The organism is Pseudocolwellia antarctica (genome assembly GCF_049933045.1).
Lineage (GTDB): Bacteria > Pseudomonadota > Gammaproteobacteria > Enterobacterales > Alteromonadaceae > Pseudocolwellia.
In genome coordinates this window covers 3,734,303-3,748,331 of record NZ_CP187926.1, presented here as the reverse complement: position 1 = coordinate 3,748,331, position 14,029 = coordinate 3,734,303, and the positions used below count along the sequence as shown (strand labels likewise).

Genomic DNA, 14,029 nt, shown 5'->3' with positions numbered 1-14,029 from the left:
GAGATAAAAATACAAGAGGTTAATATGTTAAAAACTCATAAAAATAATCTTATAACGGCTATCACTCAAAAGCTGACTTACGTATTTGTAGCACTCAGCTTTACGGTATTATCGGCATGTTCATCTACGCCCTCGTCACAAAATGATCAGCTCGAACAAGCTGGTGCAACCGCTCAACAAGTAGCGCCTCAAAAAGGACCTTACGAAACGGATGTAATGAATCAACCGAGTGTTGTTAGTTACGTTGCACCAGAAGATCCACTTCGGTTTATCAACGAACCTATCTTTTCCTTTAACGACACGGCATACACGTATGTATTCAGTCCGTTAGCGGCAGGCTATAAAAAAATAATGCCAGAAGCGGTTGCCGAAGCTATCTCCAACTTCTTTTACAATTTACGCGAGCCACTTTATGCCTTGAATCATTTATTACAGGGTAACTTCAATGAAAGTTGGGAAAGCGTAAAGCGTGTTGTGGTTAACAGCACCGTAGGTTTAGCAGGCTTATTTGATGCCGCTGACGGCTTAATGGAAATTGAAAGAAACAAAACCACCTTCGGTAATACCTTGCAGTCTTATGGGGTAGGTCATGGTGCTTATCTTGTTTTACCTTTGCTAGGTCCGTCAGATTTTCGTGATACGGGTTCATTGGCTTTTAACTACTTTGCTCATCCACTTAATTTTATTAACGACGAAAGCGCAGCTCAGCACTTATTGATTATTGATGCAGCCCAATCGCAAGTACCTGTGTTATCTAATTATCCTAAAGTGCTTGGCGATGTAGAAAACAAATACGAATTTGTTAGAAACCTCTACATGCAAAATTTGCAGCGCGACGGAAACGCTAAGCGCCAAGAAGCCTTCACGCCTAAACAAGCAGAAGAGTAATTATGCCTAAATATAAACTTAACTTTAAAGCCTTGGCTTATACACTGTGTGTTTTATTTAGCATTATCACAGTGGCGTTAGCATGGCAGGCTCGAAACTTCGAAATTAACGCTTCTGCAGATACCTTGCTGGTAGACGACAACAAGCATTTTATTTTAACTCAGTTAGCTGATCAGCGTTATGGCTCAGAAGAGTTCATTCTTATTGCTTATCAACCAAAAACAGACAGTGTGTTTGACGAAGCCACGTTAAATACGGTGTCAAATATTGGTAAAGAGATCTCTACTATTGCTCGTGTTAAAAAAGTAAATAGTATTGTGAATGTTCCAATCTTCTCTGCAGCTAAAACCTTTTCTACCGACATTGAAAAACTTACGAGGGAAGAACAAAAGTTTCCTAAAAACCAACTGTTATTGAGTTTGAAGAACCATCCTTTGTACGAAGATTTGTTAATTAACAAAGCGCAAACAGCCTTATCGCTACAAGTTATTTTTAACAGTGAACCTGAGCTGGTTGAGTTAAATAACCAAATCATCAATATTAAAAAGCATTTGTTAACACGCGAACTCACTGAAAAAGAACGTACACAGCTAAATACGTTAAAAGACAAAAGGGCGCTAGCCAATAAAAAGCTAGAAACAAAACGCATTAATGAAATTGAAGAAATACGAAAAGTATTAAAACCTTACCAAGCCAATGGCGAGTTTTATCTCGGTGGCAATAACTTACTCACTTACGAGCTGATCAAAATTATAAAGAATGATTTATTACTATTCGGCACCGCTATTTTTGCCTTAGTTATTATTATTCTCGCGTACTTATTTCGTCGTACAAGCTGGGTGCTGTTACCTATTGTATGTTGTGCCACAAGTGTCATTATTACTGTAGGTTTATTAACTGCCTTAGCGTTTAAAGTTACGGTGATCTCAGCCAATGTTTTTGCTCTGCAAATTATTTTATCGCTGGCGATGATCATTCATCTGATTGTTCACTACCAAGAGTTAGTGACTAAGCATCAAGACTGGTCTCATAAAAAACTTGTGATTGAAACCATTAAACAAAAGGTTCGTCCGTGTTTTTATGCAGGCTTAACAACCACAATAGGTTTTGGTTCACTTATATTTAGTGGTGTTCAACCCGTTATTAGTTTTGGTTGGATGATGGTTGTGGCTATGCTGGTGAGTTTTTTAGTGAGCTTGTTATTTTTCCCTGCATTGCTACTCGCCTTTTTTAATAAACAATCTTATGTAGCGCAACATAAAGGCATTGAGCGTGGCATGTCGTGGTGCGCTAAAACCGTTAACCAAAAACCTAAACGTTTAGTTATTGGATCCATTTTATTAACGGCGATTGGTTTAGGCGGTTGTTTGTTATTAACAGCAGAAAACAGCTTTTTAAATTACTTTGATGAGTCGACAGATGTTCGTAAAGAGCTTACTTTTATTGATCAACAGTTTGGTGGTTCAACCCCGTTAGATGTTTTATACACCATTCCAGAAGATGAAAGAGAAACTGATCTCGTTATCTCAGCGGCAGCGGTTCAAACAGTTACTAGCATTCAAAACATGCTTGCCGAGCAAAAAGCTGTTGGGTCAATTACCTCGTTGGCAGATTTTACTAAAATCGCCCAGGTAGTTAACGGTAAGCCTTTAACCGAATACGAACTTACCTTGCTCTATAAAAGCTTGTCGCCTGATTTACAAAAAGATTTATTCGGCGCTTATTTCTCTGAGAAAGATAACCAAGCGCGCATTTCAGTACGCATACAAGACAGCACTGAAGGGCTAAACCGTGCTGAGCTATTAACTGCAATTCATCAAAACCTAGCAGAGTTAGGTATAGAGAAAGAAGAATACACACTCACTAGCTTATTTATATTGTACGAAGACATATTGTCGCGCTTGGTGGACTCGCAAATATTAACCTTAGCGATAGTGTATAGCGCCATGGCGATAACCTTAATGATCATCTTCTCGTCAATCAAAGTCGCGCTTATCGCTTTAGTGCCTAACTTTATTACCACCGCAATTATTATGGGAGTAATGGGGATTTTTGCGATACCTCTCGATTTAATGACAATAACCATCGCCGCTGTTGCTATGGGAATATCCATGGACGATACAATACATTACGTACATCGTTACTTAGGTGAGTTAAAAAATAGTGATAATGACGATAAAACCGACCTTGTATTAACAACAAATGTGTCAGTAGGTTACGCCTTAATGTATACCACCACGATTATTGTTGTTGGCTTTGGTTCGCTTATTTTTTCAAACTTTGTACCTAGCATGTTGTTTGGCTTACTCACCAGTATCGCTATGCTTGTCGCCTTAATAACCGACATTACTATTTTGCCAGTTATGTTAAAAAGGTATTTGAATAGTTCTGCAAAAACGTCTTATCAAGCACCAGCTATTAAAGAGGCTTAAGCTACATCTAGAAACATATGAAATAATTCTTAACAAAAGTGATCTTTATTAACGCCATTGTTGTAGTGACAATGGCGTTTATGTTTTTTAGTGTTTGTATTTATCAAACGGAAATAAAATAGCAATGAATAACGCTGTAATCGCTGTGTAATTTTTACATAACAGCATGTAAAAAAATACAGATATAAGCAGAGTAGAATTGAAGTGAATCTAAATGTCCCTTTAAAATCAGTATTTTAGCTTGTGGCACGGAAGTGGCATTAGTTAAAGTGAATTAATTAAAAGGAGATTACTATGAACAACTCAATTCGTTCTATTGTTACGTTAACGTTATTAACTCTTGGTTCATCTGCGGTTTATGCAGACAACACTTGGGAAGATAAATCTAAAGATGCATGGTTAGACGGCAAAGCCGAAAGCACTTTGCTATTTAACGGAAATCTAAATTCTTTTGATATAAACACAGATGTCAAAGACGGCGTCGTTATTCTTACAGGTAAGGTCGATAGTAAAGTAGACAAAGCCTTAGCTGCTGAATTAGTGCAAAGTTTAGAAGGCGTTAAATCGGTAGAGAACAAACTTACTGTCCTTAACGATAAAGAGCCAGAAGATAGCACAATAGTGGCTACCTTAACTGACTCAAAAGTAGAAGCGGTTGTTAAAGCTAAGCTTTTATTGGAATCAGAAGTTAGTGGTACCAACATCGAAGTAGAAGTGAATGCTGGTGTAGTAACCCTAACAGGTAAAGTTGGCTCAGACAGCGCAAAACAATTAGCCGTTGCCATAGCTAACAATACTAAAGACGTTAAGTCAGTGGTAAATAAATTAGAAGTCGCATTAAGTTAATCGGATTAATTAGCCTGGTTAAAAAAAAAGCACATAAATGTGTGCTTTTATCTGGCAAATGTTGTGATTCACGTCTATACATAGGTGTTGATTAATTAATCACTCGTTAAACTTAAAAGCTCAATAACATTATGGATAATTGGAGAATATGGGATGAAGATCAGAAAGGAGGCTAAAAACAAAGTACATCATTTGGCCTCAGCTAAAAACAATCTTCATTTAGTGACGCGTGTAAAAGAAAACTTAACCATTTTACTTGTACACGAACACGACAGCCAATTAGCTCATTGGGTTGATATTTTTAAACATGATTATTCGATTAAAATTGCTCACGATGCCATCACAGCATTAAAGCTAGTATTAGACGAGAACATCGATCTTGTTCTATCTGCTGTGAACTTACCTGATATGTCTGGGTTAGATGTTTGTAAATTTGTTAAGCAGCATATTACAACGAAAGACATTCAAGTAATGTTCGTGAGTGATCACTACAACGAACTTGAAGAAGAACAAGCTATTGAATTAGGCGCAATAGATTATATTTCGCGCGACACCCAAAGTAACATTCTATTCAACCGTGTAAAAAATCAAATGAAGCTGATTCAACGCAGTAACGAGCTTGAACACGTTTCAAAAACTGATTCTTTAACGGGTATTGCTAACAGAATGTGTTTTGATCTTCAGCTTAAACAAGATTGGACAACAGCGATAAGAGGTGAGAGTACAATCTCTCTTATCATGATAGACATTGACCATTTTAAACTTTATAACGACGAGTTTGGTCATGTAAAAGGTGACGAGTGTTTAACATTAATTGCTCAAATCCTATCAAGATCTAACTATCGTTCTCAAGATCTTGTTGCCCGATTTGGTGGTGAAGAATTTGTTATTTTATTGCCTTTTACAGACGCTGCTGGCGCTAAGAAAATAGCCAAAGATGTGGTTAATGCTATTAATAGCTTAAACATACCGCATGCATCTAAAGCTAGCCATAGCAACGTTACTATCAGTGCAGGCGTAACATCTTACTCACCAACTTATAAGAATAAAGTTGACTTCAGTTCGACAGAACTACTACAAGCAGCGGATTCTAAATTATATCAAGCGAAGAAAAACGGTCGTAACCAATACTGCTGTTAATACACATCTTGAATTGGTTTTTATAAAATCAGAGGTATCAGATGATGAAATCATACGTTAATCAGCTTTTATTCATTTTTAAAAAGATGAATAAAAGAAGCACACCAATCGCACCAGCTACAATCAGTCAATGTTACTGTTGGTACAGCGAAAATAAATAACAAGGCAGTTGGTCATTTAAGTCAGTATAAATGACCAACTAGTTAACCTGAACTCGAGATAATGGGTTTTGTAAGTTATTTTGATTGGTATATATCAAAGGGTATTCATCCCTTAAATTTTCAAAGAAAACCTCACATTTATAAGGTATTAGAACCTTAATCTATATCGAGTTAGTTCATTAACTTTAGGAGATAAAGATGAAAATATTTGAAGCATTACGAAACGATCATGACAAACAAAGAGCATTGATCAATCTGCTATTAAACACCCACGGCAAGTCAGACGTTAGAAACGAATACTATCAACAACTAAAAGCCGAACTTGAAACCCATGCCGTAGCAGAAGAACGCTACTTCTATGCGCCCTTGATACAACTAGACAACACAGTTGGGCTTTCTCGTCATGGTGTTGCTGAGCATCATCAAATCGACAAATACATAGCCGAATTAGATGATCTCGAAATGAGTTCACCACAATGGTTAGCTACATTTAAAAAGCTCGCTCATAAAGTAGATCATCACCTAGCGGAAGAAGAACACGAATTCTTTCAGCAGGCAGGTAAAGCACTTACCGAAAAAGATAAGAACAAAATGGCTGATAACTACCTCACCGAAATTGCTTCATAACGCCAATAGTTACATCACCATTTTGAATAAACACTAGCGCTCTTAACGGGCGCTTTTTTTTGCAAAACTTTCAATATACCTTGCAATATTTACATACCTTTCTACAACCCAATAAACACTACATTCACAAGTGACTGATATGGTTATATAAAATAACTGGTTTGATAGTTGCAACACTAAGTATGAGACAACGTTATAAGTACGAAAATAACGTAATCGCAATGAAAATTGTATATTTCAATAACTGAAAAGGAAAATCAACATGGCACAGTCAAAACAAGCAACTAAAGCTGACTTAGAAAATACTATCCAAGAAGAGCACCCAGTTACTGATAAGTTACAAGGCACGTTACACAACTCTGTAGACACATTAGCGGGCAAAGCAGGTAAAGCGGAACAAACCATCCGTGAAACTGCACAAAGTAGCTCAGAAACGCTGGCGCAAAAGCAAAGCGAAATGGAAGACAAATGGAATAAGTCATCTGTTAAAAAATATGCCGTAGAAAACCCTGTAGCAACCGCAGGTATCGCATTTACTGTAGGTATGCTGGTTTCATCTCTTCTAAAAAGAAAATAATCGAGGCGTAGATTAGCATGGACACTTCAGAGCAAAATAACACGTTTGAAAAACAACCTCATGATAACGAGCTAGACGTACCAGCAGCATCGTTCAAGAAAACCTACGAAAGTATTGAGGCGTTATTTGGAAGTAAAATCGCCAGGCTGATCGCGTCTAAAAACCTAATAGCTGCTGAGGCTAAACTTAGCCTCAGCGCTATCTTACTTTCGTTTGCTATTAGCTTAACCTTAGTCGTTATCGCCGCCGTAGTATGGATACTGTTAAATATAGGCGTCGGGTTAATCGTATATCACTTAATTCAATCGTTAAGTTTGTCGATAATTTTATTACTGATCATCAATATTTCTTTAGGTTTGTGGCTGTTTAGCCAACTTAAAAAAATATGGGATTTAGTAGGATTTCACTCAACCGTCGCACAAATTGTAGAAGGAGAATAGTATGAAGTTTATTATTGAAGACGAAATAAAAGCCGCTCAAAACGCACAACAAATTTATACCGCCGCTTGCGCCTTCGATAATCATACAAGCAAGGTGGTTAAAGCCAACATCAACACCTTACTTGCTTCTAAAGAAGGTATCATGGCGTCTTTCGGCGCAGGTTTTGCCAAAGGAATGGTAAGCCAACCAAGCACTTCATCTAAATCAGCATTGCCTGGTTTAATGCAAATTTTAATGAAGTTGTAAGGTGTTATTGCTTTTATCTTTTTTTACTCAGTGAAACACCTTCAACAACAGCCCCAATAAATAAAATTTAACTACACTAAAAAAACCTACTTAATTCAGTTATGAATTTAACTTTATAACTATTAGCTTGCACCATTCAAACTTAAGCAACAAAAGCAATCTACAAACCTTAATACCATGCGATATATACTTTAATTGATACTGTTTCTAGGCTTAGTATATTCAGCGATGCTTAACCTCTTTTTCTATAAGAAAGCATAATCGCACCCTCTTTTTACACCTTAAATAGCCAAACTTATATTTTTAACTTATTGATTTATAAATAATGATCGCGTAATGTCGATGCCAATTATTAATTAAAGATGATTATCGACCTTTATAGAAAGGCGGATTTAATCTTTTTAATAAGTTGTTATGCATTTTAAATCTCATCTATTTCAAACCAATAAAAAACAAATGAGTAGTTGAAGCTCATGAATATAAAAAGGGAAAACAATGAATAAAGTTTTACTAACGATCGCAGTTACAGCATCACTAATTACAGGGTGTACAAGTGTACCAATGGAATCTAAAGAAAAAAGTGAATTAGCAAAACAGTATAATTCACCATCCGAAGGGAAGTCTGGTATATATGTTTATAGATCAGGTAGTTTTGGTGGAGCTTTAAAGAAAGATATATGGCTAGACGATAAATGTGTAGGTGAAACAGCACCTAACATGTTTTTTTATGAGGAAGTAAGTGGTGATAGTGAGCATAAGATCTCAACAGAATCAGAATTTTCGGCAAATGATTTAATTATTAATACAGAAAGTGGTAAAAACTACTTCGTGAGTCAATATATTAAAATGGGGGTTTTTGTTGGTGGTGCAGGTGTTGAGTTAGTTGATGAAAATAAAGGAAAGAAAAAAGTATCAAAATTAGACATGGCCATAAAAGGTAAGTGTAGTTCATAGCATACAAGAAAATTAACATAAGCTTTACAGCTGGCTGTTTTGTTCCTTAACATTATCAGCCAGCAATAAAGCCTATTATTTTGCGTTTATGTTTTTTTTTGTACTTTTAGTACGAAAAAATTCGTTTCACTATCAAACAGGAATTATAATGAAACTTAGTAGTAAAGCAGCCCTAATGTTAACTCTATTATCCACAGCTGTAATCGCAAGCGAATACAGTTCGCCTGTAGAAAATGTCGAAGTTTATAAAACTGAATTCTCGACTTTATCAATACAAAACCTTTCAAATGAAAAAATTGAAATTGACCTTTATGGTCAAAATTTCAATTTAACTCCTGCGTCTGGAGTTCAATTTGAGTGTTCAGGTTATGACAACCTTGAACTTCAAATTAAGAACAATGATCATGAGTACTTTGAAGTCCCTTGCAAGTCTCGAGTAGTGATCACTGAATTATTTACTAATCAATTTATGCAAGGCGAATAACATGAGAAAATCATTAATCTTAACAGCTATATTTGCTTTAACTGCATGTGGCGGCAGCAACGATGACGGTTCATCTAAATCTACATACTCATCTTGCAAAATAACGAGCTCTAAAGCTTTGTTCGCCGCAGATCGCTCTAATGATTTAGAACAATGCTGGAATGCTGGTGGTAAAGGTTACGAAAGCAAAGGCGATGCACTACAATGGTGTGAACAACAAGTGAATACATATATTGCCAACCAATACTTATTTGGTCACACTGTTGAATATGCAATAGAATCAACCAACTGTACATAATAGAAATATAATAAGCTGTTAAAGTCAGGAAATGATCTTCCTTCGCCTTAAAGAGCACCTCCTCATTAAAATGAGGAGGTTGAAATGCCCAGATTATCCCACTTAAAAATTAGAGTAGTTACGTTAAGCTTATTAAACGATGTATTATCAAAGAATACTAAATATTTGGCTTTAATGTTACTCAACCTAATACTTTAAAATGAAAAACCTCAACAGTCTATTTGAAATAGATGCGACTATTTATAAAACTTCTAAAATAGTTACAATTAATGCTATGGAGCTATTTATAATTTAAGCTTATATTGGGAAGAAAAATTTTTCTCATATCTGGTGTGACTAATGCTTTTTAGTATAGAGCCTAATGGCTTGATATATGGAATGTGTAAAACTAGGTGTTGTTATGAAAAGAATATTTATTATTTTTTGTATGTTATTTACTCTCTCTTGCTCTGAACTAGATAAGGGAGATTCCTGCTCTATTACAGTTGATTCAGTGAGTATAATTGATTCAATTGTTATTAAAAATAAAACATATTACTTAGTTTATAGGGTTTCAGGCTGGAGCGATAAAACTGAAATTCTAGAATTATACGATAGTAAACCTATATTTGATAATTGCTCAAATAGTAAAACAGCAATGGTTTTTGGTGATTCGTTAGAGTCATCAAAAATAGTTACCCATGTCTACCTAAATCCAAGTCAAAATACTTTGGAGATAACATATATAGATGGGATCCCTGACGGCAAAAGTAATAGCATATTAAAATTACAAATTAGGTGATTTAAATGATAACGCTAACAACACTCAAACAGACAAATTCGACTTTAGTGTAATTTGTGTGGATTTAACTTTTAACTCAATAAAAAAGTCTGCTCCACTTGAATTAATGCAGACGCTTTAATATTACCCAACCTGGTATCTTAAAATGAAAAAAGCCAAACTTCCTGTAAATATTCACGATGCGTATCATGCTCATGTTTATTTTGATGCAACAACCGCTGTGCAAGCGAAAGCCTTGTGTGATGCGATTAATACAAACTTTGCTTTAAAGGTGGGGCGTTTTCATGAAAAACCTGTAGGTCCTCATCCTTGTTGGAGTTGCCAAATAATTTTTGCGGCTAAAGATTTTGATGTGTTTGTTGCATGGCTTGAAGAACACCGAAACGGCTTAACTATTTTTATTCATGGTTTAACAGGTGATAACTTAAAAGATCATACCGATTATGCTTACTGGCTAGGTGAGGAAAAACAGCTAAACTTAGCTTTATTTTTATAGATATTTATAAGGCATATTATGAATAAAATCTTATTAATTATTAGCGTTTTTCTTTTAAGTAGCTGCTTAGGTATGCCTGAGTCGGTAAAGCCTGTATCTGATTTTGAATTACCCAAGTATTTAGGTAAATGGTACGAAATTGCTCGGTTGGACCATCCTTTTGAACGTGGTTTAAGCCAAATATCGGCTGAATACAGTTTGAAAGAAGATGGTGGTGTTAAGGTAATTAATCGAGGCTTTTCTAAAGAGGATAAGCAGTGGGATCAGGCGGAAGGCAAAGCTTATTTTGTTAATGACACTGCTCAGGGCTATTTAAAGGTTTCGTTCTTTGGTCCATTTTATGGTTCTTATGTTGTTTTTGAATTAGACGAAAACTATCAATATGCTTTTGTATCAGGACCTGACACTGAATATTTATGGTTGTTAGCAAGAACGCCAACGGTTGATAACAAGGTACTTGAGAAGTTTATAACTATGTCGAAAGCGCGAGGCTTTGATACCGATAAGCTTATTTATGTAGAGCAGTAAACGCGCGAACATCAGCGCTGGAAGGGGAGGTCCAGAACTGATGTTCGCGATAGTTAGTGAATTAACAATCCTTGTCTTTTGCACCTAATCCATCTTTGATATTTTCACAGGCATCTTCTACTGCGTTACCTGCATCCGTTGCAGAATCTTTAATTGAATCGCCAATATCAGATGTTGCATCTTTTGCGTCTGAAATTACGTGTTCAACTTTCTCACCCGCAGTTTCTTCTTTCGGTTCACTACATGCTGCTAAACCTAAAGCTGCAACAATTGTTAATAATAGTAATGACTTGTTTTTGTTAATATTCATAATAATACTCCGTTAAAAATAATTAGTTTGTAAGTGGCACTTAGCGATTAAGGCTTAGGTGCTTTCCCTCGTATGGCATTGGAAATTAAGGAAATAACCAATAATACGATGAAGATAAAAAATATAACTTTTGCTATACCTGTTGCGGCTCCAGCTATTCCGCCAAAACCTAATATGGCTGCAATGATAGCAATAACAAAAAAAGTAAATGCCCAACCTAACATCTGTTTCTCCTTTTCAATTGATAGTTAAATAATGTGTGTCTAGAGTTCAACTTAATAACTTATTCTTGCCTCGTCGGCTTTACATCTAATAGCATTTATCGTTAATGAAATTGCTAATAATACGATGAAAATAAAGAATACGCCTTTTGCTATTAATGTTGCGATTCCTGCTCCGACTGTTCCGCCAAAACCGAATATGCTCGCAATAACTGCTATAACCAAAAAGGTTAATGAAAAAACTAACATGTGTTCTCCTTTCTGATTTATTGCTTAAGTGCGTTGTTCTTACTTATAGATAATGCGATTGTTGTGCCAATAGGTAAGTTATTGTTATTAAATGGATTTGTGTCTTATGGGTTTTTAGGTGGCATGAGGTAACAGTAAAGTTTACAAGAGGAAGTGTATTATTTTCACGGTTGGATAACGTAAGCTGAATTAAATAAGGGTTTTAATCCAGCTTGGTATAAATTTAATAGGAATTAGTTAATCTCAGCTCGGAGCTATTTAGAAATGGTTATTAATAGCAGACTAATCTAGGCTTTTCAGCATGTTTAAGTTAATAGGCTTTAATAGCGCTTGGTCGATTGAGAAGTCGACTAAAACCTTTGCCGAAATATCGTTACCACTAATAATGGTAATTTTACTGGCTGGCGATAATTCACGTATCTCTTTAGACAGTTCTAATCCGTTAGCATCAGGTAAATTAATGTCTAATAATATGCGATCATAAGCAGGGCTGCTGGCGTTATGTGTATTGCTTGTTAAAAGCGGTAAAGCTTCTGCAGCGCTATGAGCTATGGTTGTTTCGATGTTAAGGCTATTAAGCAGTAGGGCGGTTATTTGTGCTGCGTCTTTATCATCTTCAATAATAAGAAAGTGTTTAGCACTTACGCTTTCTGTTGTTGCTAGCGTTGGCTGTGTTGATGGTTGTATTGAAGGTTGTATTGAAGATAATGCGGACGTTTGTACTGAGGCTTGTGTAGTCAGTTCAGCTAAGGTTTGCTTGTTTAAGCAACGAGATAAGGCTTGATACAAACCGTGTTTATCGACAGGTTTCGCCACTACATCATTAAAACCTAAACTTTTAAGCTCTTTGTGAACACCTTTCATGGTTGCTGCAGTAACCGCTATAATTGGCGCAGTAATGCCCATTTCTCTTAACTGTAAAATGGTGCGCTTACCATCTAAAACAGGCATGTGAATATCCATCAAAATAGCATAGAATTGATTAGCTTGTTGTTGAGCTTCAACTATTTTGGTCATGGCGTGTTCACCATTTATAGCAAAAGATGTTTCTAAACCAAACGAGGCACAAATAAAGCCCATAAGGTTTCTAATATCTTTTATATCGTCAACAATTAATACATGACCAGCTAAAGATGGCAGGCTTTCTAGCATAGGGCTGGCGTTTACGTGATTAAACGATAATTGCTCAATACGGGTATTGGATAAATCACCTAAATCTAGGCTGATAGTAAACTTGCTGCCTACGTTTACTTCAGACTCTACACGGATTGTGCCGTTCATTTGTTTTAATAATTCGCAACAAATTGCTAAGCCTAAGCCTGCACCTTCTTCGTTACGAGAAACAATATCTTCCACTTGCTCAAAAGGCTTAAATATAGTGTTGAGTAAGTGCTTGGGTATGCCAATGCCAGTGTCTGTAATAGTGCAATGTAATGTGTTGTTAAGTGGGTTTTCGTTATTTGTGTCTAACCAAATATCAACAGTCACTTCACCTTTGTCGGTAAACTTTATCGCGTTATGGATCAGATTAATAAAAACTTGTCGTAACCTGAGTTCATCAGCATTAATGTTGAGAGGCAAAGGTGTTGTAGCGTTAATATTTAACTTTATACCTTTGTCTTGTGCTGCTACAGATAACAAGGCATACAAGTCGACTATAAAGCTATCGACAGCAACCGTTGCATAGTTAAGTTCTAGTTTGTCAGCAGCAATTTTAGAAAGGTCTAATACGTTATTAAGTAGCCCAAGTAGATGTTTGCCATTGCTTAAAATAGTGTTTAATTCAGATTGAATATGAATATTATCTTTATTAAATAAGAGTAACTCGGTATAGCCTAAAATAGAGGTTAACGGTGTGCGTAATTCATGGCTAAGGTGTGCAACAAATTTATCTTTGGAGCGGTTTCTGGTTTCAGCTTTAATGCGTTCTAACCGTTCATTTTCAATTTCTTTTCGAGAAAGGGCATAACGAATCGCACGATGGAATCGATTGGTATTTAGTTCTGACTTTACAACATAATCAACAGCACCAGCATCTAACGCATCGTTATCGAGTTGATTGTCTGACTGTCCCGTAAGCATAATAATGGGTATGCCACAGCCTTCACTTATCGCTTGTTTAAGTACGGTTAAACCATTAATTGAGCCAAGTTGATAATCTAATAAGCAGATGTCGTGTTTGTTTTGCTTAAGTAATTCAAGTGCTTCAGTAGAGCTATCGGTCCACTGAATATCAAACTCATAGTTAGAGACTTGCTGAAGATAATCACTAGTAAGTATGTAATCGTCTTCATCATCTTCTACTAATAAAACACTTTTAATCGAACTCGACATAGCTTAATTATTACCG

Annotated in this window: 18 protein-coding genes; 14 read left to right on the top strand and 4 right to left on the bottom strand. The window is 36.0% G+C overall.

What is annotated here, in order from left to right; all coding sequences use genetic code 11:
• Window positions 1-24 precede the first annotated feature (24 nt).
• The 14 genes from ACPUVN_RS16250 (at window position 25) to ACPUVN_RS16185 (ending at window position 10,899) form a co-directional block, all read left to right on the top strand.
• A complete protein-coding gene (locus ACPUVN_RS16250) occupies window positions 25-888 on the top strand; it encodes an MlaA family lipoprotein (protein ID WP_426359267.1) in 864 nt (287 codons plus the stop codon).
• 2 nt (window positions 889-890) lie between these two features.
• On the top strand, window positions 891-3,320 hold the full coding sequence (locus ACPUVN_RS16245; protein ID WP_426359268.1) for an efflux RND transporter permease subunit: 2,430 nt from the start codon (window positions 891-893) through the stop codon (window positions 3,318-3,320).
• A gap of 294 nt (window positions 3,321-3,614) precedes the next feature.
• The gene (locus ACPUVN_RS16240) at window positions 3,615-4,166 is read left to right on the top strand and encodes a BON domain-containing protein (RefSeq protein ID WP_426369461.1); all 552 of its coding nucleotides are present in this window, start codon (window positions 3,615-3,617) and stop codon (window positions 4,164-4,166) included.
• A 153-nt stretch (window positions 4,167-4,319) separates the two neighbouring features.
• Window positions 4,320-5,306 carry a GGDEF domain-containing response regulator gene (locus ACPUVN_RS16235; RefSeq protein WP_426359270.1) on the top strand — a complete coding sequence of 329 codons (987 nt, stop codon included), beginning with the start codon at window positions 4,320-4,322 and terminating at the stop codon, window positions 5,304-5,306.
• Between the two features lie 359 nt (window positions 5,307-5,665).
• Window positions 5,666-6,094: a hemerythrin domain-containing protein gene (locus ACPUVN_RS16230; protein WP_426369460.1), complete on the top strand. Its 429-nt coding sequence runs from the start codon at window positions 5,666-5,668 to the stop codon at window positions 6,092-6,094.
• A 262-nt stretch (window positions 6,095-6,356) separates the two neighbouring features.
• On the top strand, window positions 6,357-6,671 hold the full coding sequence (locus tag ACPUVN_RS16225) for a DUF883 domain-containing protein (RefSeq protein WP_426359272.1): 315 nt from the start codon (window positions 6,357-6,359) through the stop codon (window positions 6,669-6,671).
• Between the two features lie 17 nt (window positions 6,672-6,688).
• Window positions 6,689-7,111, top strand: coding sequence for a hypothetical protein (locus ACPUVN_RS16220; protein ID WP_426359273.1), 423 nt, complete (start codon window positions 6,689-6,691; stop codon window positions 7,109-7,111).
• A 1-nt stretch (window position 7,112) separates the two neighbouring features.
• On the top strand, window positions 7,113-7,358 hold the full coding sequence (locus ACPUVN_RS16215) for a hypothetical protein (RefSeq protein WP_426359274.1): 246 nt from the start codon (window positions 7,113-7,115) through the stop codon (window positions 7,356-7,358).
• A 495-nt stretch (window positions 7,359-7,853) separates the two neighbouring features.
• A complete protein-coding gene (locus ACPUVN_RS16210) occupies window positions 7,854-8,312 on the top strand; it encodes a DUF2846 domain-containing protein (protein WP_426369459.1) in 459 nt (152 codons plus the stop codon).
• 148 nt (window positions 8,313-8,460) lie between these two features.
• A complete protein-coding gene (locus ACPUVN_RS16205; protein WP_426369458.1) occupies window positions 8,461-8,796 on the top strand; it encodes a hypothetical protein in 336 nt (111 codons plus the stop codon).
• 1 nt (window position 8,797) lies between these two features.
• Window positions 8,798-9,094, top strand: a complete 297-nt coding sequence (locus ACPUVN_RS16200; RefSeq protein WP_426369457.1) for a hypothetical protein — start codon at window positions 8,798-8,800, stop codon at window positions 9,092-9,094.
• 400 nt (window positions 9,095-9,494) lie between these two features.
• Window positions 9,495-9,875 carry a hypothetical protein gene (locus tag ACPUVN_RS16195; protein ID WP_426369456.1) on the top strand — a complete coding sequence of 127 codons (381 nt, stop codon included), beginning with the start codon at window positions 9,495-9,497 and terminating at the stop codon, window positions 9,873-9,875.
• A gap of 145 nt (window positions 9,876-10,020) precedes the next feature.
• The gene (locus ACPUVN_RS16190) at window positions 10,021-10,371 is read left to right on the top strand and encodes a DOPA 4,5-dioxygenase family protein (RefSeq protein WP_426369455.1); all 351 of its coding nucleotides are present in this window, start codon (window positions 10,021-10,023) and stop codon (window positions 10,369-10,371) included.
• A gap of 18 nt (window positions 10,372-10,389) precedes the next feature.
• The gene (locus tag ACPUVN_RS16185) at window positions 10,390-10,899 is read left to right on the top strand and encodes a lipocalin family protein (protein ID WP_426369454.1); all 510 of its coding nucleotides are present in this window, start codon (window positions 10,390-10,392) and stop codon (window positions 10,897-10,899) included.
• Between the two features lie 61 nt (window positions 10,900-10,960).
• Here ACPUVN_RS16185 and ACPUVN_RS16180 read toward each other — a convergent pair whose 3' ends face one another.
• From ACPUVN_RS16180 to ACPUVN_RS16165, 4 genes are all read right to left on the bottom strand, one after another.
• Complete coding sequence (locus ACPUVN_RS16180) at window positions 10,961-11,209, bottom strand: hypothetical protein (RefSeq protein WP_426359279.1); 249 nt, start codon at window positions 11,207-11,209, stop codon at window positions 10,961-10,963.
• 47 nt (window positions 11,210-11,256) lie between these two features.
• The gene (locus ACPUVN_RS16175; protein WP_426359280.1) at window positions 11,257-11,433 is read right to left on the bottom strand and encodes a DUF1328 domain-containing protein; all 177 of its coding nucleotides are present in this window, start codon (window positions 11,431-11,433) and stop codon (window positions 11,257-11,259) included.
• Window positions 11,434-11,484: 51 nt separating this feature from the next.
• Window positions 11,485-11,679 (bottom strand): DUF1328 domain-containing protein, encoded by a 195-nt coding sequence (locus ACPUVN_RS16170; protein ID WP_426359281.1) that lies wholly within the window; start codon window positions 11,677-11,679, stop codon window positions 11,485-11,487.
• Between the two features lie 282 nt (window positions 11,680-11,961).
• On the bottom strand, window positions 11,962-14,013 hold the full coding sequence (locus tag ACPUVN_RS16165; RefSeq protein ID WP_426369453.1) for an ATP-binding response regulator: 2,052 nt from the start codon (window positions 14,011-14,013) through the stop codon (window positions 11,962-11,964).
• Window positions 14,014-14,029: the final 16 nt, after the last annotated feature.

Coding starts and splice junctions, on each gene's coding strand:
- ACPUVN_RS16180 (WP_426359279.1), bottom strand. CDS start 11,209: ATGAATATTAACAAAAACAAGTCATTACTATTATTAACAATTGTTGCA.
- ACPUVN_RS16230 (WP_426369460.1), top strand. CDS start 5,666: ATGAAAATATTTGAAGCATTACGAAACGATCATGACAAACAAAGAGCA.
- ACPUVN_RS16175 (WP_426359280.1), bottom strand. CDS start 11,433: ATGTTAGGTTGGGCATTTACTTTTTTTGTTATTGCTATCATTGCAGCC.
- ACPUVN_RS16240 (WP_426369461.1), top strand. CDS start 3,615: ATGAACAACTCAATTCGTTCTATTGTTACGTTAACGTTATTAACTCTT.
- ACPUVN_RS16190 (WP_426369455.1), top strand. CDS start 10,021: ATGAAAAAAGCCAAACTTCCTGTAAATATTCACGATGCGTATCATGCT.
- ACPUVN_RS16185 (WP_426369454.1), top strand. CDS start 10,390: ATGAATAAAATCTTATTAATTATTAGCGTTTTTCTTTTAAGTAGCTGC.
- ACPUVN_RS16225 (WP_426359272.1), top strand. CDS start 6,357: ATGGCACAGTCAAAACAAGCAACTAAAGCTGACTTAGAAAATACTATC.
- ACPUVN_RS16210 (WP_426369459.1), top strand. CDS start 7,854: ATGAATAAAGTTTTACTAACGATCGCAGTTACAGCATCACTAATTACA.
- ACPUVN_RS16215 (WP_426359274.1), top strand. CDS start 7,113: ATGAAGTTTATTATTGAAGACGAAATAAAAGCCGCTCAAAACGCACAA.
- ACPUVN_RS16245 (WP_426359268.1), top strand. CDS start 891: ATGCCTAAATATAAACTTAACTTTAAAGCCTTGGCTTATACACTGTGT.
- ACPUVN_RS16195 (WP_426369456.1), top strand. CDS start 9,495: ATGAAAAGAATATTTATTATTTTTTGTATGTTATTTACTCTCTCTTGC.
- ACPUVN_RS16170 (WP_426359281.1), bottom strand. CDS start 11,679: ATGTTAGTTTTTTCATTAACCTTTTTGGTTATAGCAGTTATTGCGAGC.
- ACPUVN_RS16250 (WP_426359267.1), top strand. CDS start 25: ATGTTAAAAACTCATAAAAATAATCTTATAACGGCTATCACTCAAAAG.
- ACPUVN_RS16200 (WP_426369457.1), top strand. CDS start 8,798: ATGAGAAAATCATTAATCTTAACAGCTATATTTGCTTTAACTGCATGT.
- ACPUVN_RS16235 (WP_426359270.1), top strand. CDS start 4,320: ATGAAGATCAGAAAGGAGGCTAAAAACAAAGTACATCATTTGGCCTCA.
- ACPUVN_RS16165 (WP_426369453.1), bottom strand. CDS start 14,013: ATGTCGAGTTCGATTAAAAGTGTTTTATTAGTAGAAGATGATGAAGAC.
- ACPUVN_RS16220 (WP_426359273.1), top strand. CDS start 6,689: ATGGACACTTCAGAGCAAAATAACACGTTTGAAAAACAACCTCATGAT.
- ACPUVN_RS16205 (WP_426369458.1), top strand. CDS start 8,461: ATGAAACTTAGTAGTAAAGCAGCCCTAATGTTAACTCTATTATCCACA.